This window comes from Roseibium marinum (genome assembly GCF_002906165.1).
Classification (GTDB): domain Bacteria; phylum Pseudomonadota; class Alphaproteobacteria; order Rhizobiales; family Stappiaceae; genus Roseibium; species Roseibium marinum.
In genome coordinates, this window is sequence record NZ_PPCN01000007.1 from 122889 (window position 1) to 148612 (window position 25724).

Annotated in this window: 19 protein-coding genes and 1 tRNA gene; 7 read left to right on the forward strand and 13 right to left on the reverse strand. The window is 59.4% G+C overall.

What is annotated here, in order from left to right; all coding sequences use genetic code 11:
- Window positions 1–7 precede the first annotated feature (7 nt).
- Both glmS and glmU read right to left on the reverse strand, forming a co-directional pair.
- On the reverse strand, window positions 8–1834 hold the full coding sequence (gene glmS, locus CLV41_RS16250) for a glutamine--fructose-6-phosphate transaminase (isomerizing) (protein WP_103223480.1): 1827 nt from the start codon (window positions 1832–1834) through the stop codon (window positions 8–10).
- A 120-nt stretch (window positions 1835–1954) separates the two neighbouring features.
- Window positions 1955–3310, reverse strand: coding sequence for a bifunctional UDP-N-acetylglucosamine diphosphorylase/glucosamine-1-phosphate N-acetyltransferase GlmU (gene glmU, locus CLV41_RS16255; protein ID WP_103223481.1), 1356 nt, complete (start codon window positions 3308–3310; stop codon window positions 1955–1957).
- A 183-nt stretch (window positions 3311–3493) separates the two neighbouring features.
- Between glmU and CLV41_RS16260 the strand changes: the two genes are divergently transcribed.
- Window positions 3494–4756, forward strand: coding sequence for a hypothetical protein (locus tag CLV41_RS16260; RefSeq protein ID WP_103223482.1), 1263 nt, complete (start codon window positions 3494–3496; stop codon window positions 4754–4756).
- A gap of 53 nt (window positions 4757–4809) precedes the next feature.
- Here CLV41_RS16260 and CLV41_RS16265 read toward each other — a convergent pair whose 3' ends face one another.
- From CLV41_RS16265 to CLV41_RS16275, 3 genes are all read right to left on the reverse strand, one after another.
- Entirely contained in the window at window positions 4810–5550 is a 741-nt protein-coding gene (locus CLV41_RS16265) for a cytochrome c biogenesis CcdA family protein (protein WP_103223483.1), read from the reverse strand.
- 296 nt (window positions 5551–5846) lie between these two features.
- Entirely contained in the window at window positions 5847–6785 is a 939-nt protein-coding gene (locus CLV41_RS16270) for a TAXI family TRAP transporter solute-binding subunit (protein ID WP_208987546.1), read from the reverse strand.
- A gap of 318 nt (window positions 6786–7103) precedes the next feature.
- Window positions 7104–7397, reverse strand: coding sequence for a hypothetical protein (locus CLV41_RS16275; RefSeq protein WP_103223485.1), 294 nt, complete (start codon window positions 7395–7397; stop codon window positions 7104–7106).
- 373 nt (window positions 7398–7770) lie between these two features.
- Between CLV41_RS16275 and CLV41_RS16280 the strand changes: the two genes are divergently transcribed.
- Window positions 7771–7846: transfer RNA gene (locus CLV41_RS16280), tRNA-Lys, on the forward strand.
- A 239-nt stretch (window positions 7847–8085) separates the two neighbouring features.
- Here CLV41_RS16280 and CLV41_RS16285 read toward each other — a convergent pair.
- The 6 genes from CLV41_RS16285 to tpiA form a co-directional block, all read right to left on the reverse strand.
- Entirely contained in the window at window positions 8086–11235 is a 3150-nt protein-coding gene (locus tag CLV41_RS16285; RefSeq protein WP_103223486.1) for an efflux RND transporter permease subunit, read from the reverse strand.
- Complete coding sequence (locus CLV41_RS16290) at window positions 11236–12399, reverse strand: efflux RND transporter periplasmic adaptor subunit (RefSeq protein ID WP_103223487.1); 1164 nt, start codon at window positions 12397–12399, stop codon at window positions 11236–11238.
- Window positions 12400–12717: 318 nt separating this feature from the next.
- On the reverse strand, window positions 12718–13542 hold the full coding sequence (locus CLV41_RS16295; protein ID WP_103223488.1) for a VOC family protein: 825 nt from the start codon (window positions 13540–13542) through the stop codon (window positions 12718–12720).
- 32 nt (window positions 13543–13574) lie between these two features.
- On the reverse strand, window positions 13575–15203 hold the full coding sequence (locus CLV41_RS16300; RefSeq protein WP_103223489.1) for a CTP synthase: 1629 nt from the start codon (window positions 15201–15203) through the stop codon (window positions 13575–13577).
- A gap of 133 nt (window positions 15204–15336) precedes the next feature.
- Window positions 15337–15717 carry a preprotein translocase subunit SecG gene (gene secG / locus CLV41_RS16305; RefSeq protein WP_103223490.1) on the reverse strand — a complete coding sequence of 127 codons (381 nt, stop codon included), beginning with the start codon at window positions 15715–15717 and terminating at the stop codon, window positions 15337–15339.
- 109 nt (window positions 15718–15826) lie between these two features.
- Window positions 15827–16585: a triose-phosphate isomerase gene (gene tpiA / locus CLV41_RS16310; protein WP_103223491.1), complete on the reverse strand. Its 759-nt coding sequence runs from the start codon at window positions 16583–16585 to the stop codon at window positions 15827–15829.
- Between the two features lie 245 nt (window positions 16586–16830).
- On the opposite strand from tpiA, the gene CLV41_RS16315 reads away from it, so the two are divergent.
- Genes CLV41_RS16315 through CLV41_RS16335 form a run of 5 tightly spaced genes read left to right on the forward strand, consistent with a single transcriptional unit; the run spans window position 16831 to window position 22305 of the window.
- Window positions 16831–18723, forward strand: a complete 1893-nt coding sequence (locus CLV41_RS16315; RefSeq protein WP_103223492.1) for a peptidylprolyl isomerase — start codon at window positions 16831–16833, stop codon at window positions 18721–18723.
- Window positions 18724–18747: 24 nt separating this feature from the next.
- On the forward strand, window positions 18748–19761 hold the full coding sequence (trpD, locus tag CLV41_RS16320; protein ID WP_103223493.1) for an anthranilate phosphoribosyltransferase: 1014 nt from the start codon (window positions 18748–18750) through the stop codon (window positions 19759–19761).
- Window positions 19762–19765: 4 nt separating this feature from the next.
- Window positions 19766–20581, forward strand: a complete 816-nt coding sequence (gene trpC / locus CLV41_RS16325; RefSeq protein WP_103223494.1) for an indole-3-glycerol phosphate synthase TrpC — start codon at window positions 19766–19768, stop codon at window positions 20579–20581.
- Between the two features lie 6 nt (window positions 20582–20587).
- Entirely contained in the window at window positions 20588–21100 is a 513-nt protein-coding gene (gene moaC / locus CLV41_RS16330; protein ID WP_103223495.1) for a cyclic pyranopterin monophosphate synthase MoaC, read from the forward strand.
- Window positions 21100–22305, forward strand: a complete 1206-nt coding sequence (locus CLV41_RS16335) for a molybdopterin molybdotransferase MoeA (protein ID WP_103223496.1) — start codon at window positions 21100–21102, stop codon at window positions 22303–22305. Before moaC ends, CLV41_RS16335 begins: the two co-directional genes overlap by 1 nt.
- 69 nt (window positions 22306–22374) lie before the next feature.
- Here CLV41_RS16335 and CLV41_RS16340 read toward each other — a convergent pair whose 3' ends face one another.
- Together CLV41_RS16340 and CLV41_RS16345 are read right to left on the reverse strand one after the other, a co-directional pair.
- The gene (locus CLV41_RS16340) at window positions 22375–23175 is read right to left on the reverse strand and encodes an FAD binding domain-containing protein (RefSeq protein ID WP_103223497.1); all 801 of its coding nucleotides are present in this window, start codon (window positions 23173–23175) and stop codon (window positions 22375–22377) included.
- A gap of 148 nt (window positions 23176–23323) precedes the next feature.
- Complete coding sequence (locus CLV41_RS16345) at window positions 23324–25684, reverse strand: xanthine dehydrogenase family protein molybdopterin-binding subunit (RefSeq protein WP_103223498.1); 2361 nt, start codon at window positions 25682–25684, stop codon at window positions 23324–23326.
- Window positions 25685–25724 lie beyond the last annotated feature (40 nt).

Below are 25724 nucleotides of genomic sequence, written 5' to 3' on the forward strand. Positions count from 1 at the left end.
CGCTCGATTATTCCACTGTCACTGATTTTGCCAGATTGCGTGGCTGATCGACGTCGGTCCCCATGAAGACGGCCGTATGATAGGCGATCAACTGGACGGGAAGCGCGTAGATGATCGGCGCGACGATATCGGACATCTCCGGCATGATCACGACGTTCTCCGCCGCATTGCCGCTCTCCGACGCCCCGCGCGCGTCCGTGATGAGGACGATCCGGCCTCCTCGCGCCGCGACTTCCTGCATGTTGGAAACGGTTTTCTCGAATATGGCGTCATGCGGTGCGATGACAAAAACCGGCATGTTTTCATCGATCAGGGCAATGGGTCCGTGCTTCAGTTCACCGGCCGCGTAGCCTTCCGCGTGAATGTAGGAAAGTTCTTTCAGTTTCAGGGCGCCTTCCAGCGCGAGTGGATAGCTGGTCGCCCGCCCGAGATAAAGCGCGTTGTCCGCTTTCGACAAAGGCAGGGCCAGTTTCACGATGTCGCTCTCCGCGGCGAGCGCCTTCAGGGCAAGACTGGGCACTTCGGTAAGCTCCGCCACCAGTTCCCGTTCCTTTTCGGCAGAAAGCACCCCCCGTTCGCGGCCCGCCTGCAGAGCCAGAGCGGCCAGAACCGCAAGCTGGCAGGTGAACGCCTTGGTTGACGCAACACCGATTTCCGGACCGGCAATCGTCGGAAAAACCATGTCGGCCTCGCGCGCGATGGTGCTTTCCGGCACGTTGACGATCGCGCCGATCGCGGCCCCTGCCTCCTTGCAATAACGCAGCGAGGCAAGCGTGTCGGCGGTTTCGCCCGACTGGGAAATGAACAGCGCCGTATCCTGGCCGCTCACCGGCGTTTCGCGGTAGCGGAACTCGCTGGCGATATCGATATCAACCGGCAGGCGGGCGTATTTCTCAAACCAGTATTTTGAAACCAGCCCCGCCAGATAAGCCGTCCCGCAGGCGGTGACGATCAGGCGCGACAGGTTCTTGAAGTTCAGATGTTCCGCACCGGCCACCCTGGCCTGATTGGTGCTGTAGTCGAAATAGCGCGACAGCGTGTGTCCGAGAACTTCCGGCTGTTCGTGGATTTCCTTGGCCATGAAGTGCTTGTAGTTGCCCTTGTCCATCAGGTTGGAGGTGACGGCGGACTTGGCTTCCGGCCGCTCGACCGGCTGGTTGCCCCGATCGAATATTCTGGCCCCCGAGCGGGTAATCACCGCCCAGTCACCTTCCTCCAGATAGGTGATGCGATCCGTGAAGGGAGACAGGGCAATCGCGTCCGACCCGAGAAACATTTCTCCCTCTCCATGGCCGATCGCCAGGGGAGATCCTTTTCGGGCGCCGATCAGAAGATCGTCTTCACCGGCAAACAGCATCGCCAGCGCGAAGGCGCCCTTCAGGCGGGGCAGAACCGCTGCAACCGCATCCTGAGCGGACAGCCCCTTCAACAGTGCAAGATTGATCAGATGCGCGACGACTTCCGTATCCGTGTCCGTTTCCAGCACGGCCCCGGCCTCGACGATCTCTTCCCGCAGCTCAAGGAAGTTTTCGATGATGCCGTTATGGACTACCGCCACGGATCCCGCCTGATGCGGGTGGGCGTTGGAAACGGTCGGCGCACCATGGGTTGCCCACCGGGTATGGCCGATGCCGGAGGTTCCCTTCAGGGGAGTTATTTCAAGCACCGCCTCAAGGTTCCGGAGCTTGCCCTCCGCACGGCGCCGGACGAGCGCACCATCGACAAGGGTCGCCACGCCGGCGGAATCATAACCCCGGTATTCCAGCCGTTTGAGCGAGTCCACGATCCGCGGAGCAGCCTCGATCCTGCCAAGAACACCAACAATTCCACACATGGAGCAACCCTTTTGAAAGTATAACCAATTGGCCGCAATGACTTAGACGACAGCGCGGCCGATGCTGAAATCAAACCCTGTTTCAGAACGTGACAAACGGCCGGTTTCCCCGCGCGGTTTTCACGATTTGCCGTCTTTTTCCGCCTTGAGCCGCGTGCGCAACGCTTTGGCCTTGCCTTCCTTGACGACCTGCCGCGACCGGCCGAACGCAAGGGCATCGTGAGACACATCATCGGTGATGACACTTCCGGCGGCCACGAAAGCGCCGTTGCCAAGCTTGATGGGCGCAACCAGCGTCGAGTTGGAGCCGACGAAACTCCCCGCGCCGATCTCGGTTCTGTGCTTCAGAAAACCATCGTAATTGCAGGTGATCGTTCCCGCGCCGATATTCGATTTGGACCCGACGCTGGCATCGCCGATATAGCTGAGGTGGTTAGCCTTGGCGCCTGCTCCGAAAGTCGCGTTCTTGACTTCGACGAAATTCCCGATGCGCGTATCCGTGCCCAGCACGGCCCCGGGGCGCAGACGGGCATAGGGACCAACCACGCTTCGCGAACCGACGACAGCCCCTTCCAGATGGCTGAAGGCGCGGATCCTTGCCCCGCCTGCAACTTTTACACCGGGACCGAAGACGACATTCTGCTCGACGATCACGTCCGCATCCAGCTTCGTATCATGCGAGAAAAAGACAGTCTGGGGCGCCAGAAGCGTGCAGCCGTTGTCCATTGCGGCCCGGCGCATCCTGTCCTGGAAATCCGCTTCGCAGGAAGCGAGCTGCGCCCGCGTGTTGATGCCCTGCGTTTCGGTCTGCGAACCGGTGACCGAAACGACATTCAGCCCGCGCGCATTCGCGATTTCAACGGCATCGGTGAGATAAAACTCGCTTTTGGCATTGCCGTTGCCGATCGCATCCAGCAGGGAAAGGACGTTCGGTCCGTTAAAACCCATGATGCCGGAGTTGCAGAACGTAATCCCGCGCTCTTCCTCCGAAGCGTCTTTTTCCTCGCGGATGGCAACGAGGCGGCCGTTTTCCGTCAAAAGCCGTCCATATCCGAACGGATTACCGGTTTCAAATCCAAGAACCGCCAGGTCCGCGCCCTCCGCCAGAGCCTGACGGACCTTGCCAACCGTTTCCGGCGTCACGAGCGGCGTATCGCCGAAAAGCACGAGAACATCGTCGGCATCGAATTCGAGCGACGGTCTCGCGGCGAGGACGGCATGGGCGGTGCCGAGCCGTTCATGCTGAACATAGCAGCGTGCATTGGGCGCCTGTTCGTAGACGAAGGTTTCGAGTGCTGACGCTTCCGGCCCGATGACCACGGTAATTCGCTCCGACCCGGCTGTCTTGAGCGCTTTCAGAACGTGTCCGACCATCGGCAACCCGCCGATCTCATGCATGACTTTCGGAAGGCCGGACTTCATTCGCGTCCCCAAACCGGCGGCAAGAATTATCGAGAGGCAAGAACGAGCTGTCATGAAAGTTCCAGTTTCAGGAATGCGGGCACGGCGGGATCGTTTTGCGCTCTATATGCCCCGATCCACAGAACAATGAAAGATCTGTCTGCCTGCGCGCGCCGGTTTGCGTTTCGTTAACCATAATTAACGATTGTTACGCTAACCTTGTTCAGATTCGCCAACAGGATTCGGGAAACAGGCGTCTTGTATGAACCGCAGCCCAAGTTGACGGTCCGGGAGATGATCCGGGAAACGTTCACGCCCTCGCGTGTCGGCGTATTGTCATGGGCGTTCGCAGCAGTGATCATGGGAACTGTCGGCCTTGCCTCTTTCCAGTTCGGCGGGCAGGCGATGCTGTCATCATCCAAAAGAATGCTGACCGGTACCTTTACCCTGCCTCCCGGTGGAGACGTTTCGACGACAGCTTCCATAAGATCCGTCGGCACGTCGACGCCGGTGGAAATCATGCGGATGCCCGCAACCGAAAGCTATGGCGACGCAGCCGGGCTGACCCGCAGTCAGATTGAGGTGCTGCAGCGCGAACTCGTCGGCCTGCGCCGCCGCCTGAGCGCCTTGTCGGAACAGAACCTGACCTATTCACGCCGTATCGCCGCGCTCGAACAGGAAGTGGCCGTGACCAAGCTCTCCGGATCGGCACATTCCGGCTCCGGCGATGCCATGAACCCGGCCGAACCCGGCCCTGGCGTAATCATCACGAAAGCGGCGCCCGAGACCGGACGCCTGCAGGGCGGATCCGGCCGGGCAACTCCGGCACCGGTCGCGAATGCCGCGCCGGACCGGCCGGAAGCGGCCCCAGAATCAGCTCCGGAAGCAGCCATGAAGGCCAGATCCATGCAAGCGGCGCTCCGGGAGGCACAGGTCTCCCGGCCATCCCCGGAGTCCGTGCCGCGCCGGATCAGCATCTACCGCGAACAAAAGCCCTCCGCATCCATACCCGGGGTCGATATCAACACTCAGGATCCGGTTCGGATCGTCAGTTTGCCGGACGCAGACGGTAATCCGCAAACGACTGGCTCCATTCCCCCGCAAAGCGCCGGGCCGGCTCCGGAAGCGTTCGACGCCACGCCTACCAGCACAAGCCCTCAGCCAATGGTCGTTGCTCCTTCCAAACCGGCGGGAAAGTTTAACGGCAGAGGAGCAAGCCAGGTCAATCGCAGCGATTTCGGAGCCGTGATCGGTCACTACGAAACGGAGGCAGCCGCAGCCGCGGCCTGGGCAAGATTCAAGGAGCAGAACCGGGACCGGGTGCACGACATGCATCCTTTGCTCACCAAAAGGCTGGACGCGAAAGGCGGGATTGCCCTTCTGGTCGGCCCATTTGCAAATGCCGCCGATGCCGCCGTCGCCTGCCTGCATCTGCTCGATGTCGCGGCTTTGTGCCACCCGACCCTGTTCGCGGGCGAATCCCTGGTGACCACGGCGGAATTCCGCGGCACGGCATTCTGACGGCCCGGAGAAGTCCCGTTCGAAGCCCCGTCCCGCCGGTCCGCCGCCAGTAGCTATCCGAGGGTCTGCAGCGCGGGAAAGGTCTCCAGCAGCCAATACGACAGGACTGCCATCTGTCCGGTCAGGAACATGAACCCGGTCAGCACCAGAACGCCACCCATCGTTTTTTCGACGGCCCCCATATGTTTGCGAAAGCGTTTCATGAATTTCAGAAACGGACCGGCGAAAAGCGCCGCCACCAGGAACGGAATTCCGAGGCCGAGCGCATAGGCGCTCAGGAGCAATGCCCCCTGCCCGACCGTCTCCTCGCTCCCCGCGACAAACAGAATGGCCGCCAGGATCGGACCGACACAGGGTGTCCAGCCAAATCCGAACGCCAGTCCGATGACGTAAGCTCCCAGTGGCCCGGCGGGTTTCTTGTCGACATGGATCCGCGCCTCCCGGTACAAAAATCCGATCCTGAAGACACCCAGAAAATGCAGCCCCATCACGATGATCGCTGCACCGGCGATATAGCCGAGATAATCCAGATAGGCGCGAATGAACTGGCCAAAGAAGCTGGCCGTCGCTCCAAGAAGCACGAACACCGTGGAAAACCCGAGCACGAAGACGAGCGCGCTGAAAAAAGCTCTGCGCGAAGCGTTCCCTGCCTCGTCATCTTCTCCTGTCAGCTGTTCCAGCGAAACACCGGCCAGAAAACCCAGATAAGGCGGCACGAGGGGCAATACGCAAGGCGAGACAAAGGACAGGAGACCGGCCAACGCGGCGCCAATAATTGACACATCCTGGATCATCTGGGGTTCCGGCAGGTTCGAGATTTCATTCCGGGGAAAACAGCTTGGTCACGTTCCCGCTCGTTCAGGCACACTGGTTTAGTCCGATTTACCCTTAGCGCAAAGACAATTGGCGCTCACCTTTTGGAGAGTTCCGCCTTTCAGACCATCCCGCTTTTGAAGGCTCCCTTGGCCGGCGGACTTTTATAGCGTGTCGCGTTAAATTAAATTCAGGAATTCGCCCGAACGCATTTGCAATGCAAACGCTGCTTCGGGCGTCTTCCTGAAACCAATAATCCGCTCAAACGCGACACGCCCTAGTCGTCCGGCGACAATAAGCCTTGTTCCCGATAAAATTTCAATGCGCCAGGATGAAGCGGTGCCGGCATACGCTGGGAGACCATTTCCTCGACCTCAAGCCGGCTCAAGGCAGGATGCAGACGTTTGAAACTGTCAAAATATTCAAAGACCGCCCTGACCACCGTATAGACTATGTCATCAGGCATCCTGGCCGAGGTGACCAAGGTGGCCACCACTCCCAGGGACCCGACCGGTCCGGAGAATCCATAGAACCCGGCCGGAATGGTGGCTTTCGTGTAGTAGGGCATTTCGCTCAACACTGTATCGACGGCATCGTTCTCAATGCCAAGCAGGCGGATATCGCATTGATCCTGGGTTTCCTCGATCAGGCTGGCCGGGTGACCTATCAATTCGAAATAGGCGTCGATCTTTCCGGAACAAAGCGCCTCCGAGAGTTCCGATGTCGTGAGGTTGGAGAGATTCCGCTGGTCTTGCCGCGTCCAGCCCAGGCTGCCGATAAGCGCGTTCCAGGACGCGGCGGATCCGGACCCTTTGCTGCCGATATTTATTTTCGCCGATTTCAGGTCGTCAAACTCCTGAAACCCGGCCTCTTCCCTGACCACCACCGTTGCGACCTCCGAATGCAGGGAAAAGACGGAGCGCAGATCCTTGAAGGGTCCGGACGTCTCAAAGACAGACGTTCCGAAATAGGCGTGATGCTGCCAATCCGACTGGACGTAGCCGAAGTCCAGTTCTCCGGATCGGATCAGCCTGATATTCGAAATCGATCCGAGCGTCGTTTCAAGCGAGCAGCGTACACCGTGTTCGGCGCGGCTCAGATTGACGATTTTGCAGATTGCTCCGCCGGCTGGATAATAAACTCCCGTCACGCCGGCGGTACCGATAGTTATGAAATGCTGATCCCTGGCGAGGGCCGGCACGATTGAAATCGACAAAAAACTTATCAATAAGAAGAAGTTATAAAGTGCTGAGGCAACAGAAATTCCGGTTCGGTTCGACGGAGTTTTCCATTCCGACGGGACGTATCCGCTCTTCAGGCTCCTGGACAAGATAAAATTCTACCCTCTTCGGACCGGATTGGAGCAATTCCCCTCATAAGGGATAGCAAACCAGATAGGGTAAGACCAGTTTTCCTTGCGCCCAGGACTGAATTGCGGGAATCAAAAAAGGCGCTGACGCGCCCACAACCTAAAATCCGCGATATCAGAATATGTTCCGGCCCCTCTGCCCTGGCCGGCCATATCCGCATCAGTTCAGTTGTTTCGGCCTCCCAGGATGACTTCGAAAAGCTTGCCCTTCAGCTCATCTTCGTCTTCCCCGTCCCGCAGCCCCTGCCGCCACTGATCCAGAATCAGACGCAAGCCCAGGGTTTCGCGGCTGTGAGGAAGGTCGCCGAGGAAAGCTGAAAAGAAGGCATCAAGATGCCCCCGGTCGATCAGACCCTGATCGATCAGCCCGTGAATAAGCGTCATCGTCGCGGCGATATGACCCTTGACGAAATCGAACTCGACGGAGTTCGTTTCTGTGTCCACTGTCGTTGTCTGCATGTAACCTCTCTTGCACCCGACAACTTTACCTCACACAGCATTTTCACGCTACCTGACAGTTTTTGCAGTAGAATGATCGTTATTTTCTTAAATTTGAATATTTCAAATCAACACATTGGAAAATATCTGCGCGTTCTCGAACAATGATTACCATTAGGTATTCTATTCAACACACATATACTGGAATAAACTGACATTCCCCGGATAGCTGACGTAGTAATTCAGTCCCGTTTCTGAGGTTTATTTGTTCTTGTCCCACCTGTTGAAAAAAACCAATTTGCCTCTTGCAATGTCCCCTTTGTCAGCCTAAACACACGCCACCAACGCGGTGGCCCTGCAAACAATGCGCCGGCCCGCACCGGAAATTTGGTGAGAGCCGATAGCTCAGCTGGTAGAGCAACTGACTTTTAATCAGTAGGTCCAGGGTTCGAACCCCTGTCGGCTCACCATTATTTCCAGAGACTTAGCCAGATCCGCCCAAATCCGCGAGCTGAATGCCGGCAAAGCTTCGTCATCGCCGCCGGCACGGCGAGCGGCAATTCGCCTGTCTCTGTCATTCACGGGTTCTGAACGCGCGGCTTCGCTGCTTCCGCACCGGCAGATGATCCAGCCCGGCGATGTCTCCATATAACAAACACCAAGAATTACGTCGCCGTGGATCCGGTCGGAAAAGAATAGTTCCGGCCGATCAGGCGGCCGGAACATCCTGTTTCTTCACCGATTGCCCGCCCAGCCAGCCTTTGACCGTTTCGCGTATGGTCTGCAGGCTGACATAGAGGATCGGGATCAGCAGAACACCGATCGACGTAGCGAACAGCATGCCGCCGAACACCGCGAAGCCGATGGCCTTCTGGCTGGCCGCGCCGGCGCTGGAGGCGGTCATCAGTGGAACGACACCGAGCAGGAACGACAGCGCGGTCATCATAACGGCCCGGAAACGCAGATGCGCCGCCTCCACGCCTGCATCGATGATGGACTTGCCGCTGTCTCTTTGTTCTATGGCGAACTCGACGATCAGGATGGCGTTTTTAGCACCCATTCCGACCAGCATGATCATGCCGATCTGCGTATAGAGATTGACGTCGCTCCCCGTCACGAACACCGCCACCAGCGCCCCGAGTATGGCAAAGGAAACCGACATCAGGATCGCCACCGGCATCGTCCAGCTCTCATACTGCGCCACCAGGAACAGATAGGTGAACAGGATCGATAGCATCAGAATGAAAATCACGACCTGCCCGGACCCGAGCTGCTGGAGGGCCGTTCCTGTCCATTCATAGGAATAGCCGGGCGGGAGCGCTTCGCTCGCGGCGGCCTGAACTTCGTTGATCACGACACCGGTGGACGCTCCCGGCGACGGATCGGCCATCACGGCCGCGGAGCGGAACATGTTGTAGCGGGTCAGGATCTGCGGCCCCAGAGTGGTTTGCGTGGTCAGGATACTTCGCATCGGCACCATTGTGCCGTCCGTCGCGCGGACGTACAGACGGCCGATATCCTCGACCCTGTCGCGGAATTCTCCATCCGCCTGGATCATGACCCGGTAGACCCGGCCGAAAATATTGAAATCGTTGATATAGTAGGAGCCCAGATAGGACTGCAGCGTCACAAAGACATCCGCGATATTGATACCGAGGGTCTTGGTCTTCTGCCTGTCAAGATCAACGAAAATCTGCGGAACATTCGCCCGGAACGTCGAATAGGCGCGCGCGATCTCGGGACTCTGGTTGGCCGAGTAGACCATCGAACCGACTGCGGAAGCAAGGTCCTGCGGCGTTCCGTCTCCGGTTTGCTGCAGCATCAACTGGACGCCGCCGGTTGTTCCAAGTCCCGGGATGGGTGGCGGGTTGAAGGCAATGATGCTTGCACCGGGAATGGTCGAGAACTGCGCCCAGAACTTGCCGAGAATCGCGTCGATGCGCAGGCCGGGTTCCTGACGCTGGTCCCATCCGGTCATGGTGGCGATCACCAGCGCCGTGTTCGAGGACGATGCGCCATTGAGGATCGAGTAGCCGTTGACGACCACCACATTCGCGACACCGGCCGTATTCTCAACCAGATCGACGATGCGCTTGGTGACGTCTTCCGTCCGCCCCAGAGCCGCGCCATCCGGTAACTGGACATCGACCATGAGATAACCCTGGTCCTCCGACGGCAGGAAGCCTTGCGGCAGCGTTCCGCCAAGTGTGACAATCAGCGCGACGACACCCGCGACGATGATGAGGCCGACAAAAGCGACCCTCACGAGACGCCGGACTATGGCGGTGTAACCGTTGCGGAATGAGGTGATCCCCCGGTCGAACACCCCCATGATACCGCGCGGAGGTCCGGAGCGGGCTTTCAGGATCAGGCCGCAGAGCGCCGGAGAAAGCGTCAGCGCATTGATGGAGGAAATGATCACCGAAACCGAAATGGTCACGGCGAACTGCGAATACAGCCGGCCGGTGATGCCCGGCATAAAGATGGTCGGCACGAAAACGGCGAGAAGCACCAGCGTTGTGGCAATCACCGGGCTGGTGATCTGCCCCATTGCCTTTGCCGTTGCTTCCCTGGGCGAAAGCCCTTCGTCGGCAATGATCCGTTCCACATTTTCGACGACCACGATGGCATCGTCCACCACGATCCCGATCGCCAGCACCAGCGCGAACAGCGAAATCGTGTTCAGCGACATGCCGAGCGCCAGAAGAACGGCAAAGGTCCCGATCAGGGAAACGGGGATGGCGACCGTGGGAATGATGGTCGCACGCCAGTTACCGAGAAAGATGAACACCACCGTGATCACCAGCATGAAAGTCAGGAACAGGGTGGTAATCACGTCATCGAGCGATTGCTGCACGAAGTCAGTGGTGTTGAACGGCACGCCATACGTCATGTCCGAGGGAAAGTTCTTCGACAGGCTTTCCAGGCGCGCCAGGACGGCTGTTGAAACCTGAAGGGCATTCGCACCCGGTGCCTGGTAAATGGCAAGGACGGTCGCCGGCTTGCCGTTAAACTCGCCCGAAGCGCTGTAATTCTGCGCACCGAGTTCCACTCGGGCGATATCGCCAATGGTGACGACAGCGCCGTCGTTGCCGGTGCGCAGTATGATCTGCTCGAATTGTTCCGGTGTCGACAGCCGCCCCTCGGCGGTGACCGTATATTGGAACTGCTGTCCGGCGGGCACCGGCGGCGCGCCGATCTGACCGGCCGCGACCTGAATGTTCTGGTCCTGAACCGCTGCGATGAAATCGCTCGGCGTCATGCCCAGGCTCGTCAGCTTGTCGGGATCGAGCCAGATGCGCATGCCGTAGGCGAAATCCGTCATGACATCCGCGCGGCCCACGCCAGGAACCCGGGCAAGGGTGTCCTTCAGGTTGATGGACGCATAGTTTGACAGGAAAACCGGATCGTAAGTGCCGTTTGGCGAATAGAGTGTCACGACCAGCAGCATGTTGGTGCTGGACTTTTGAACCGTCACCCCCTGCGCGGTCACATCGCTTGGCAACTGGCTGGTGGCCTGGCTGACCCGGTTTTGCACATTGACCGTGGCAATATCGGGATCGGTGCCGACCGCGAATGTGACGTCGAGGGAATAGGTGCCGCTGGCGGAGCTGGTCGACTGCATGTAGAGCATGTTGTCGACGCCGTTCACCTGTCCCTCGATCGGCGCGGCAACAGTATCTTCCAGGACTTCGGCACTGGCCCCGGTATAGGACGCGGTTACATTGACGACCGGTGGCGTAATGTCCGGAAACTGTTCGACCGGCAGCGACAGGTATCCCAGCACACCGGCAATCGTAATCACAATGGAAATGACCAGCGCGAATTTCGGCCGGTAGATGAAAAAGCTTGAAAACATCTAGCTTTTCTCCGCCGGCTTGGATTCAGGAACAGGGTTGACCACAACGCCTGGCCGCACTTTCTGCAGCCCTTCGACAATCACTTCGTCGCCTTCCTTAAGACCCTTGGTGACGACAAATTTCGTTTCGATCTGCTGGCCCAGATCGACATATTTTTGTTCGACTTTCTTGTCGGCGGTGATTGCAAGCGCGAATGCACCCTGCTGGTCGCGCTGAATGGCGGACTGAGGCACGGTCAGCGCCGTTTCCGTATCGGGCGCTTCAAGAATGACAGTAACGTAACTGCCCGCAAGCAGGCGCGTGTCCTTGTTGTCGAATTGGCCCCGGAACGAAATCGTTCCCGTGGTCGCATCCACCTCATTATCGATAAAGACGATCCTGCCCTTTTCTCCGTAAGTCGCGCCGTTGGGCAGGATAAGGCTGATTGCCGGGGATTTTTCCGGCGAAATATCCGCCGGGTTGATGCCATGCGTTTTGACCGCGTTGAGATACTGGGCTTCGCTGACCGAAAAATTGACGTAAACCGGCGCAAGACTGATCAATGTTCCGAGCGGGTCCGTGCTTGGCCCAACCACTTCTCCGACACTGTAGGTCGTTTTTCCCAGCTGTCCGGCGAAAGGCGCGGAAATGTCTGTGTAACTGAGATCCAGCTCAGCCTGCTGCAGCCCGGACTGGGACGCTTCAACGGAAGCTTCGGACTGCTGCTTCTGGGCCAGCGTCGCTTCATAGGCGGCTTCGGAAATATGGCCTTTTTCCAGAAGGTCCTTGTCGCGTTTTTCGTTGGCTGATTTCAGGGCCTCGTCGGCTTTGGCACTTGCCAGATCCGCCTTGGCCTTCGTCAACGCGGCTTCATACTGCGCCTTCTCGATAGTGAAAAGCAGGTCACCCTTTTTCACCATGGACCCATCCGCAACCGCTTTTTTCTCCAGAAAGCCGCTGACCCGGGCGACCAGATTCACCTGATCCACCGCAGCGATCTGGCCGACAAAGTTCTCACTCTGTCTTATCTCCTGACTGACGACCTTCGCCACGGTCACAGCCGGAGGCGGAGCAACTGGCGCTGCGGATTTTTTCGTGTCGTCGGAACATCCCGCAAGCAGGGCGGATGCAAATGCCGCCAGCACGAGAGAACGGGAGGAAATGGGAAAACTGAAAAACGGCATTCGTTAAACTCCGCAGTCCGAACCGTGTGGCTCGGGCAGTCGCATCAAGGCGTCCGTTAGGAATTCACTATAAGTGGGCAGATTGATTCAACAAGACAATTTTGCTGATCCGGAGGGTTCGTAACGGATAAATTCCGCCGCGTTTTCAATCCGTTTTGCCGCCTAAAGTATGTCGCATTAAATTGAATTCAGGAAATCGCCCGAACGCATTCGCAACGCAAACGCTGCCTCGGGCGTCTTCCTGAAACCATGATACCTCTTAAACGCAACACGCTATGAGGCAAGGCCGAGGGCGCATCCTCAGGTGTTCGGCGGTTGTCACACCGGCGGGGAAAGTATCAGGGACAGGCCGAAGAGTTCGCCCGCCGGAATTATCTTCGTTTCTTCCAGGCCGGCGCACGCAATTTCCAGCGCGGCGATTCGTGGCAGATCGCCCTTCGCTGCGTTAGCCGCCTCATCTCCCAAAAGATCGCGATAGGCCCGGGGTGTCAGAACCGAAATTTTCCCGCGCGGAGTATTCAGCTCAAGACCCAGGCTGGTGGCGCGCATTTCCCGCTGACCGGTCATGCCGCCCAGAAATTCGTGATGATCGGAGGGGTCTTCCGCCAGCAGGTAAACGGCCTTGACGCTTTGCGCGCCGTTTTCGTGGCTCTGGAAAGACGGTTTCCAGAAATTCTCCGGAAACCTGTTGTGACAGGTAAAATAGCCGATCCCAGGCCCCAGGGGGTCGCGCAGGAATGTCAGATCGAAGCCGACCCTGGCTGTGGACCCGTCGGCGAGATTCGCGGTCCGTTCAAAGGAAAACGGTTCGAACACCTGCAGTCCGGCTTTTACGAAATCGGCCCGGTCGACACCCGGATCCCGGCTTTCAAGAACCAGCATGCTGGCCCCTTCCCCCTTGGCGAGAAAATCCCTGTTGAACGCGCCAAAGGAAAAGGCTTCGCCTTCCGCTTCCTGGATCAGTGCCGGGTCGGCGACTGCCAGAACTTCGATGAAGAACCCGTCGAGCTGGATCAGCCGGTTGGCGGTTCCCCAGGAGTGCCGGTTCACAGGCGTCATGGTGAAGCCGAGACCTGTATAAGCCTGGAAGGCAGCGTCGAGATCCTTCACCGCGACGACCAGATGATCAAGCCCGCGCACCATAACCTCTCCCTTGCCGTGTTGGCGAAATCCCGTCAGACCAGACGGCTCTGATGAACAGCGGCACCGATGAAGGAGGCGAACAGCGGATGCGGGGCAAACGGCCGGGATTTCAGTTCCGGATGGTACTGAACCCCGATGAACCACGGATGATCCTCGATTTCGACCGTTTCCGGCAACACACCGTCCGGAGACGTGCCGGCAAAGATGAGGCCGCAGTTCTCCAGCTTTTCCCTATAGCCGATATTGACTTCATAGCGATGGCGGTGACGTTCTGAAATGCTTGTCTCACCGTAGATTTCGGCAATCTTGGATCCGGCCTTGAGGCTTGCGGGATAAGCGCCGAGACGCATCGTGCCGCCGAGATCGCCTTCCGAATCCCGCACTTCCTTGTAGTTGCCCTTTGTCCACTCGGTCATCAGACCGACCACCGGTTCCTTCGCGGGACCGAATTCGGTGGAATTGGCTTCCTTGATGCCGGCAAGGCTCCGCGCGGCTTCCAGAACAGCCATCTGCATGCCGAAGCAGATCCCGAAATAGGGAATATCGCGGGTGCGGGCATAGTGGGCCGCCGCGATCTTGCCTTCCGCGCCCCGCTCGCCGAAACCGCCGGGAACAAGAATGCCGTGAACTCCCTCAAGATAGGGGCCCGGATCCTGCTTCTCGAACGTCTCCGATTCGATCCACTCGATGTCCACCTTGACCCTGTTCGCGATACCGCCATGCACCAGCGCTTCGATCAGGGACTTGTAAGCGTCCTTGAGAACCGTGTATTTGCCGACAATCGCGATCTTGACCTCGCCTTCCGGGTTGGCTACCGCCTGGGAAATACCTTCCCAGCGGTCCAGCACGGGCGCGGGAGCGCCTGTCAGCCCGAACGCGGCCAGCACTTCGTCGTCGAGCCCTTCCTTGTGATAGGCAATCGGCACATCGTAGATCGATTTGACGTCGTAGGCCGGTATCACGGCGCTTTCGCGCACGTTGCAGAACAGCGACAGTTTGCGCTTTTCGGTCTCGGGAATCGGCCGGTCGCAGCGGATCATCAGGATATCTGGCTGAATTCCGATCGACCGCAATTCCTTGACCGAGTGCTGTGTCGGCTTGGTCTTCATCTCCCCGGCACTGGGTATGTAGGGCATAAGCGTCAGATGGACGTAGACCACATCGCCGCGCGGCAGATCGTTGCCAAGCTGCCGGATCGCCTCGAAGAAGGGCAGACCTTCAATGTCGCCCACGGTTCCGCCGATTTCAACGAGGACGAAGTCATAGTCCTCGTTGCCGGTCACGACGAAATTCTTGATCGCATCGGTAACGTGAGGAATGACCTGAACGGTCCCGCCGAGATAATCCCCCCGGCGTTCCTTGGCAATGATGTCCTGATAGATCCTGCCGGTGGTGATGTTGTCCTGCTGGTTCGCGGGACGGCCGGTGAAGCGTTCGTAGTGGCCGAGGTCGAGGTCGGTTTCGGCCCCGTCGTCGGTCACAAAACATTCGCCGTGCTGATACGGGCTCATGGTGCCCGGATCGATGTTGAGATAAGGGTCGAGCTTACGCAGTCGGACCTTATATCCGCGTGCCTGGAGCAATGCGCCAAGTGCCGCGGAAGCAAGACCTTTTCCAAGCGAGGAGACCACGCCGCCAGTGATGAATATATATCGCGCCATGGACCAATACCATATCCGTGCCGAGGGCGCTTTGGCCACTCGGGAGTTACGTTCTTAACACATAAAAATGCCCTGCGTGTTCAACCGCAGGGCATATGTCAGGCGAAAGGGCCGAAGAGCCGCGGCAGCAAACCTACTGCGCTGCCGGAACTTGTGGCCCGGAAGGCTGGCTCTGCTGTTTCAGAGAATCGAGAATACCGCCGGCGCCGTCTGTATCGGCACCACCATCCGTGGTTGCCGGAGTGCCGGTGGTTGCAGCCGGTGTCGCGTCCAGAATGGACGCCGGGCTTTCCTGGTTCTTGGCAATCAGGCTGAGCGCGATGGACGTCACGAAGAAAACAGCTGCCAGAACCGCGGTTGCCCGGGTGAGGATGTTCGCCGTACCGCGGCTCGACATCAGACCGCCGCCTCCGCCGCCAATGCCAAGCGCACCGCCTTCGGAACGCTGCAGGAGGACAACAAGCACCAGGGCCAACACGACCATAAGGTGGATAACGATGACTACGGTTTCCATCGAACGCCATTCTGTATTGAGTTCAAGATTTGCGGCCTTCTACACCAGACACCGGCAGCTTTCCACCCTTCAAATGCACCTTCGTCGCAGAAGCTTCAAGAACCACCGTTCAGGAATAGGCCGCCAGTATTCCCAAAAAGGCGTCCGCGGTGAGGCTGGCGCCTCCCACAAGAGCTCCGTTGACATTGGCAACCGCCATAAGTTCCCCGGCATTGGCGGGCTTGACCGAGCCGCCGTAAAGAAGCCGCATCGCGTCACCGGCACCGGCGAATCTGGTCACCAGATTGTCCCGCATGGCCTTGTGCATATCTTCCACGTCACCTGCTGTCGGCGTGAGCCCGGTCCCGATCGCCCACACAGGTTCGTAGGCGACAACGGTGTTTTCAGCCGTCGCCCCGTCTGGAACGGAGCCATTGAGCTGACGCTCGACGACGCCGACAGCCTGTCCGGCTTTTCGCTCCGCCTCGGTCTCTCCCACGCAGATGATTGCGGTCAGGCCCGCCCGCCAGGCCGCCTGCGCCTTGGCATTGACGTCGGCATCTTTTTCACCGTGATCCGCGCGCCGCTCCGAATGACCGACTATAACGGCCTTTGCCCCGGCATCCTTCAACATCTCGGCGGAAATATCGCCTGTATGCGCACCGGACATCTCAGCGTGGCAATCCTGGCCGCCAAGCGCAATCGCCCCACCCGCCGAACTTTCCGCCAGAACGGCGATCAGCGTCGCGGGCGGGCAGATCATGGTGTCTACAGCTTCCGCCAGATCGTCCGTGAGCCCGGCCCTCATCTTGTAGAATTCCGCCAGGTTCGATTTCAGGCCATTCATCTTCCAGTTTCCGGCCACCAGCGGTTTGATCTTCACACCCATAGTCAACTTCCTCCCACGGCCTGATACCTGTTTGCCGACTTTAGAGCAGAAGCGCCGGACCGATGCAATCTGCCTGTCGCGGTGAATTTACGTTCAGGCCCTTGCGATTACGCGTAAAGTTTGTGTCCGGGCCGCCTTGCGGCTGCGGCGCCACCTCATTATGATCCGCCCGCTCCGGCCTGGGCCGAAGCAAAACGCAGCCCGGAAGTCCGGCTGTTGGAAAAACAAGAATAACGGGAGACGTCATGCTTGACGCGCTGCGCAAGGGCGCTGGCACCTGGTTTGCCAAACTGTTTATCGCTCTGCTTATTTTCAGCTTCGCCGTCTGGGGAATAAGCGGTTTTCTGGGGAATATAAACCAGGACACCGTGGCCAAGGTCGGTAATTCGGATATCTCCCTTTTCGATTTCGACCGGACCTACCGCCAGGACCTCAACAGGCTTGGCCAGCAATTCGGCCGTCCTCTGACGCCAGCAGAAGGCGCTTCTCTCGGCGTGCCGCAGCAGTCTCTTGGCAAGTTGATCGCCGAGGCCGCCATGAACGATACGGCCCGGAACCTGAAACTCGGTGTCTCTGACGAGCGCCTTGCAACCATCATCCAGTCCGATCCCGCCTTTCAGGGTCCTGGCGGCCGCTACGATCGCAGCCGCCTGCAGCAGGTGCTTCAGGCCAACGGTTTCCGTGAAGACGAATATGTGCTCCAGCGCCGGGCCATTGCCGAAAGAAGCCAGCTTGCCGAAGGCCTTGCCGGTGGCATGAAAGCCCCGGTCAGCTATGTGGAAGTTCTCGATGCCTATCAGCGCGAAACCCGCGATGCCGACTACCTGCTCGTCACCGCGGATTTCATCGGTGAAATCGAGGATCCCGCCGACGACGTTCTGAGCACCTATTTCGATGAGAAAAAGGATGAGTTCCGCGCTCCGGAATACCGCGAAATCAAATTTGTCGCGTTGACGCCGGACACGGTCGCGCGCCCTGCGGATATCAGGGAGGAAGATGCCCGCGCCGAATACGAGCGCCGCAGCGAGGACTTCTCTCAGCCGGAACGCCGCAAAGTGCGCCAGATGACCTTTCCGTCACAGGAAGCAGCCGTGGAAGCCGCCGCGGAGCTGGAAAACGGCAAGACCTTCGACGAGCTCATGAGTGATCGCAACCTCAGCGGCAACGATGTCTCTCTCGGTGTGATGTCAAAGGCCGATTTTCTCGACGAGACGCTTGGCGACGCCGCATTTTCGCTGCAAGAAGGCGCAACGAGCGGCCCGGTTGAAGGACGGTTCTCCACCGTTATCCTCAATGTCCAGGAAGTTCTGCCGGAAAGCACACAGCCCTTTGAAGAGGTCAAGGCCGGGATCGTTCAGGATCTTGCCAGGGAACAGGCGGAACGGGAAATCCTCGATCTCCTCGATGAGGTCGAGGATGCCCGGGCCGGTGGCGCGCTGCTGGAGGAAATCGGCGAACGCTTTTCGCTGACGATCGAGACGCCGGAAGCCTTCGACGCCTCTGGCAAGTCCATGAATGGCGCGGATGTTGAATTGCCGGACGCGGAAGGCCTGACCGCCGGAACCTTCGACAGCGATATCGGCATTGAAAACGATGTCCTTCAACTCGGGGACAGGGGCTTTCTCTGGTACGAAGTTTCCAAGGTGATCCCATCCCGCGACCGGACCCTTGACGAGGTCAGGGACGACGTGATTGCCGCCTGGAAGAAAGATGAACTCGCCAAACGGCTTTCCGATACCGCCGCCGATCTGCTTGCAAAGGCGGAAAGCGGAACTCCGCTTCAGTCCCTCGCGGAAGAGACCGGGCTGGAAGTGAAGAAAGCAACGGGCCTGACGCGCAATTCCCCGTCCGGCGACTTCGGCCGGAACGCGGTTTCTACGGTGTTCAGCGGACCCGTCGGAACGAACGGGACAACGGAATCGGCCGATGGCGCGGGACAGATTGTACTCGAGGTCACCGCGGCGACCGTTCCCGAATTCAATGCCTCTTCACCTGAAGTAACCGCATTGGGCCAGCAGATGTCCCAGCAGATACAGGATTCTCTCCTCGGCCAGTTCATTACCGATCGGGAAGACAAGGCAGGTGTCGAAATCAACAATGCGGCGATTTCCCAGGCGATCGGGTTGAACCAGAACTGATTCCACGACAAGCGGATTGACGACATGACCACCTTCAAAGACTTCCTTGCCAAGGTCGCCGATGGCCATGCATTGAACCCGGAAGAAGCCCGGGAAGCCTTTGAAGTGATCCTCTCAGGCGCCGCCACGCCCTCCCAGTTGGGAGGCTTCCTGATGGCCCTGCGTGTCCGCGGTGAAAGCATCGCCGAAGTTACCGGCGCGGTTGCCACCATGCGCGCAAAGATGCTGCCGGTATCGGCACCGGCGGATGCCATCGATATCGTCGGAACCGGAGGCGACAATTCCGGCACCTACAACATCTCGACCTGCACGGCGATCGTCGTCGCCGCATGCGGCGTACCGGTCGCCAAACACGGCAACCGCTCGCTGTCCTCAAAGTCCGGCGCGGCGGAAGCGCTGGCGGAACTGGGCGTCAATATCGATATCCCGCCGGAAAAGATTTCCGAGTGCATCCACAAGACCGGTATCGGCTTCATGTTCGCGCCGCTTCATCACGCCGCGATGAAGCATGTCGGCCCGACGCGGGTGGAACTTGGTACCCGGACGATTTTCAATCTGCTCGGTCCGCTTTCCAATCCGGCCGGTGTCAAGCGCCAGATGGTCGGTGTGTTCGCCCGCGAATGGGTGGAACCGGTCGCCCGGTCCCTGAAGGATCTCGGCTCGGAAAAAGCGTGGGTCGTACACGGTTCCGACGGTATGGACGAAATCACCACCACCGGCCCGACCTTCGTGAGCGCACTGGAAAACGGTTCAATCAGATCCTTCGAAATTTCCCCGGACCAGGTCGGCTTGCCGCTCGCCAGGCCGCAGGACCTGAAGGGCGGACTTCCTGCGGAAAACGCAAAGGCCTTGAGGGAGGTATTGGCGGGTGTGAAAAACGCCTACCGTGACATTGTTCTCTTCAACGCCGCCGCCTCGCTGATGGTTGCCGACAAGACGGACAACCTGAAGGACGGTGTCGACATGGCGGCCGGCGCGATAGACAATGGCTCGGCGGCCGACACGCTGGAAAAACTGGTCGCAGTCTCGAACGGATAGGCAAATGTCTGATATCCTGAAGAAAATCGAAGCCTATAAGCGCGAGGAAATCGTCGCGGCCAAATCCAGGGTTTCCCTGGAGGACCTCAGGGCGCAAATTGCCGATCTTGCTTCGCCGCGAGGCTTTGCGAAGGCCATCGAGGCGAAACACGCCGATGGCGGGTTTGCCCTGATCGCCGAAATCAAAAAGGCGAGCCCATCCAAGGGCCTGATCCGGGCAGACTTCAACCCGCCACAACTTGCCAGGGCCTATGAGGCTGGAGGCGCCGCCTGCCTGTCGGTCCTCACCGACACGCCGTCATTCCAGGGAAAACCCGAATTCCTGGCGGCTGCCCGCGACGCGGTCTCCCTGCCCGCGCTGCGCAAGGATTTTCTCTACGACACCTATCAGGTCTACGAGGCGCGTGCCTGGGGCGCGGACTGCATCCTGATCATTCTCGCCGCCGTCGACGATGCGACTGCCCGGGCACTGGAAGAGACCGCGTTCGATCTTGGAATGGACGTTCTGCTGGAAGTTCACAACGCCGACGAACTTGAGCGCGCGTTGAAACTCTCCTCCCCGCTTCTGGGCATCAACAACCGCAATCTGAAGACCTTTGAAACCAGGCTGGAAATCAGTGAAGAGCTGGCGCCTCAGGTTCCCGCCGACAGGATCGTGGTCGGAGAATCCGGCCTCTTCACACCGGCGGACCTTGAGCGCATGAACAAGATCGGAATTTCCACATTCCTGATCGGCGAAAGCCTGATGCGGCAGGACGATGTGGCGGCGGCGACAAGGGCTTTGCTGGCCCGCCGCCCTGTGTTTTCCAGGGCGGTCTAGGCGGAAATGGCCGGTCAGGATCCGACACTCACGCATCTGGACGAAACCGGTGCCGCGAACATGGTGGACGTCTCTGAAAAGAGCGTCACGCACCGCACAGCCGTCGCCCGGGGCTCCGTGACCATGCGCCGGGAGACCTTGGACCTGATCCGCTCGGGCAATGCCAAGAAAGGCGACGTGATCGGAACCGCCCGTATCGCCGGCATACTGGCCGCCAAGAAAACCCACGAACTGATCCCGCTCTGTCATCCTTTGATGTTGTCGAAAGTCACGGTCGAGATTGAAGCCGACGAAGCGCTCCCCGGCCTGGTCGTCACCGCGACCACCAAGGTCAGCGGCCAGACGGGTGTCGAGATGGAAGCCCTCACAGCCTGTTCCCTCGCCTGCCTGACCGTCTACGACATGGCGAAGGCTGTCGACCGCGGCATGGTGATCGGCGACATCCGGCTGGTGGAAAAGGCTGGCGGCAAAAGCGGTCGCTGGACACTGGACAAAGACGGCGGCAAAGGCGGCACCTGATGAGCCTGATGCCGGTCGCCGAAGCACTTGAAAGACTTCTGGCTGGAGTGTCTCCACTGGGAAGGGAAACCGTACCGCTGGAGCTGGCCAACAACCGGTTCCTTGCCGAAGCGCTCAGATCGACACGCACCCAGCCCCCTTTTTCCGCCTCGGCAATGGACGGTTACGCCATCCGGCACCAGGATCTAGCCGGCGAACGGACGCAATTGCAGATCATAGGCGAAGCCCCCGCGGGCCATGGTTTTACAGGCAGCGTCGAACCGGGTCAGGCGGTACGCATCTTCACCGGCGCGCCGGTTCCCGATGGCGCCGACACGATTCTCATTCAGGAAAATGCACAGCGCTCCGGCGATTTGATCACGGTTCTGGAAGCGCCCCGGATGGGCGCTTTTGTCCGTCCTGCCGGCCTGGATTTTTCAAGCGGCGACGTCCTGCTCGCACCGCCTCTCAAGCTGGCTTACAGGCATCTGGCCCTTGCCGCGGCCATGAACCATGCCGAGCTGCCGGTAATCCGCAAGCCAAAAGTCGCCATTCTTGCGACCGGAGACGAACTGGTCCCTCCCGGGACGGAACCCGGTCCGGATCAGATCATCGCCTCAAACCATATCGGGATTGCCGCGCTCGTTGCCGATTGCGGCGGACAACCTCTGTATCTGGGCATATCGCCCGACGATCCGGTAGAGCTTGCCACGCATATCCGCAGAGCCATCACTGAAGAAGCGGATATTCTCGTAACGCTTGGCGGCGCGTCCGTGGGCGATCATGACATCGTTCAGGAGGTTCTGGGAAAGGAAGGCATGGATCTTTCCTTCTGGCGTATCGCCATGCGGCCGGGCAAGCCGTTGATGGCCGGCCACCTCGGCAGAACCAGAGTTCTCGGGCTTCCAGGCAACCCTGTTTCCAGCCTGGTCTGCGGCCTGCTGTTCCTGAAACCGCTCCTGCAGGCAATGCTTGGAAACACGCCGGGCGACACAACGCAGAAACAGGCTGTGCTGGGTGGGGATCTGCCGGAAAACGACCGGCGGCAGGACTATGTGCGCGCCGGGCTTTCGCAGGACGCGGACGGTCACCTGATCGCAACACCGTTTTCCCGGCAGGACAGTTCCATGCTCGGCCTTCTGGCAAAATCCGGCGCGCTCATCATCCGCCCGCCCCATGCACCTGCTCAAAAAGCCGGGACACCGGTGCCGGTCCTGATTCTCTGATCAGCGAAGTACGTAAAAAAACCCGGCCGCAAAGCGGCCGGGTTCACGTCCGGGAAAAATACCGAACCGTCAGCCTGCGGCGGCCACAGCCCGTTTTGCCATGACCGTCACCAGGTTTGCCCGGTAGTGGGCGGACCCGTGAACATCATGCAACATTCCACCTGAATCGACGCTGATGCCGGCAACGGCTTCTGGAGACCAGTTGGCGGCCAGCGCCTCCTCCATTCCGTCGACCCGGAAGACACCGTAGTGCCCGGCTCCGGTGACCGCCACGCGCACGGAACCATCGCTGTGCCGGGCAACAAACACCCCGGCCATCGCATAGCGTGAGGCAGGGTTGGGGTACTTGGCATAAGCCGACTTCTCGGCAGCCGGGAAGGCAACGGAGATCACGATTTCATCTTCATCGAGTGCCGTGTCGAACATTCCGACGAAAAAATCTTCCGCGGAAAGCGTGCGTTTGCTGGTCGTCACGCTCGCGCCCAGACCGACAAGAGCAGCCGGATAGTCGGCGGCCGGGTCGTTGTTGGCGATCGAGCCTCCGATTGTTCCCATGTGGCGGACAGCCGGATCCCCGATGCCTCCGGCAAGGGTGGCAAGTCCCGGAAGCTTGGATTTGACCAGAGCAGAGGCGGCGACTTCGGCATGCGGTGTCGCAGCGCCGATGACAATCTGCCCCCCCTCTTCCCGAATGCCTTTCATGTCCGGAATTTTCGTGACGTCCACCAGATCGGACGGCGCGGCCAGACGCTGTTTCATGGTTGGCAGCAACGTCTGCCCCCCGCCCAGGAATTTTCCGTCTTCTGCTTCGGCAATCATTCGGACTGCGTCGGCAACCGATCCGGCACGGTGATAAGTCGTTTCATACATAATATGTCTCCCATATGGATGGGTTCAGGTTTGATAAAACTGCACTTGGAGCTGCGGGCTGCCGGCGGCCGCCCCTTGAAAGGGGCACCAGTATCCGCTGAACGGGCGCACCCGCCATGGCCTTGTGATTCACGTTCGGCTGCGTCATTTATTCGGCCGCCTCCTTCATGGAAGAATGGTACAACGCCCAGACTTTTTCGGGCTTGGCCGGCATTGTCAGGTCATTGTTGCCGATCGCATCCGTAATGGCGTTGATGACGGCAGGAGGCGATCCGATCGCTCCGGCTTCTCCGCAGCCCTTGATGCCGAGCGGGTTACCCGGGCACAGGGTCTCGTGGGTCGAAAGGTTGAAGGACGGAACGTCATCCGCGCGCGGCATCGCATAGTCCATGTAGGTCGCGGTCAGGAGTTGGCCGTTTTCTCCATAGGTGACGCTTTCGAGAAGCGCCTGGCCGATCCCCTGAACCAGTCCGCCGTGTACCTGGCCTTCCACGATCATCGGGTTGATGACCTTGCCGAAATCGTCCGCGGCGACGAAATTCACGATCTCGGTCTTGCCGGTTTCCGGATCGATCTCGACTTCACAGATATAGGTCCCCGCCGGGAATGTGAAGTTTGTCGGATCGTAGAAGGCTCCCTCCTTCAGACCGGGCTCCATGCCTTCCGGCAAGTTGTGAGCCGTATAGGCGGCGAGCGCCACTTCGGTGAAGGAAAGCTTTTTGTCCGTGCCGGCGACCTTCAGCTCACCGCCCTCGATCTGAATATCGCCTTCCGAGGCTTCCATGAGATGAGCGGCGATCTTTTTCGCCTTCGCCTCGACCTTGTCGAGTGCCTTGACTATGGCGGACATGCCGACCGCGCCGGAACGCGAGCCATAGGTACCCATGCCGAACTGCACCTTGTCCGTATCGCCGTGGACGATGGCGACGGAATCGCTATCGAGGCCGAACCTTTCACAGACCAATTGCGAAAACGTGGTTTCGTGGCCCTGGCCATGGCTGTGCGACCCGGTGAGGATCTCGATCGTTCCGACCGGGTTCACCCGCACCTCGGCCGATTCCCACAGTCCGACACCCGCTCCCAGCGAACCGACAGCGGCCGAGGGCGCGATGCCGCAAGCCTCGATGTAGCAGGAGATACCGATGCCGCGCAGTTTTCCGCGTGACGCAGCTTCCGCCTTGCGGGCGGGAAATCCGTCATAATCGGCGGCATTCAGGGCGGCATCCAGTGTCGCGTCATAGTCTCCGGCGTCATAGCACATGATGACCGGCGTCTGATGCGGGAAGGATCTGACGAAATTTCTGCGGCGGAAATCAGCCGGTGAAAGACCGACTTCGCGCGCAGCCGTTTCCATGATCCGTTCCAGGAGATAGGTCGCTTCCGGCCTCCCCGCCCCGCGATAGGCATCCACTGGCGTTGTATTGGTGTAGACCGCCTTCACATTGGCGTGGACCGCAGGAATATTATACTGGCCCGAGAGCAGGGTCGCGTAAAGATAGGTCGGCACCGCGGACGAGAACAACGACATGTAAGCGCCGAGATTGGCGACGGTCTTCACCCGCAAGCCTATGATCTTGTTATCCGAATCAAGTGCCAGTTCCGCTTCGGACTGGTGATCCCGGCCATGGGCGTCCGTCAGGAAGGCTTCCGTGCGGTCACAAACCCATTTGACCGGCCTGCCGACGCGCTTGGACGCCCAGAGGCAGACCATTTCTTCCGGATAGACATAGATCTTGGCGCCAAATCCGCCGCCGACATCCGGCGCGACCACCCGCAGTTTGTGTTCGGGAGCTATATTGTAGAATGCCGACAGCACCAGCCGAGCCACATGCGGGTTCTGCGAGGTGGTGTAGAGCGTGAAATGCTCCTCGGCGGTGTTGTAGTCCGCCAGTGCCGCGCGCGGTTCCATCGGGTTCGGAACGACCCGGTTGTTCTGGATGTTCATCCGCGTGACGTGGGCGGCGTTTTCGAATGCGGCATTGACCGCCGCCTCATCGCCGATTTCCCAATCGAAAATCAGGTTGCCTTCCGCTTCGGGATGAATTTGCGGCGCATCCGGCCCAAGAGCCGCGACCGCATCGGTGACCGATGGCAATTCCTCATAATCGACGACAACCGCATCGGCCGCATCGCGGGCCTGCCCGAGCGTATCCGCGATCACCACGGCAACGGCCTGGCCGACATGTCGGACGAGTTCCGGCTCAAGAGCGCGCCAGCCGCCCATTTTCATTGGCGTGCCGTCCTTGGAATGGATCATCCAGCCGCAGATAATATTGCCGATCCCGTCGCCGACCAACTGGTCGCCGGTCAGGACCGCATCGACACCTGGCTTGGCCAGGGCGGCGCTGGCGTCAATTCCCTTGATCCTTGCATGAGCGTGCGGCGAGCGCACGAAGGCCGCAAACCCCATACCCGGAGCGACTATATCGTCCGTGTACCGGCCCTTGCCGGTAAGAAAGCGCTTGTCCTCTTTGCGCAGGGCGCGTGCCCCGATCCCCTCAACTGCCATCGTCTCTCTCCCTAAAAACTGCTCCGGAGCCGCCTGTTCC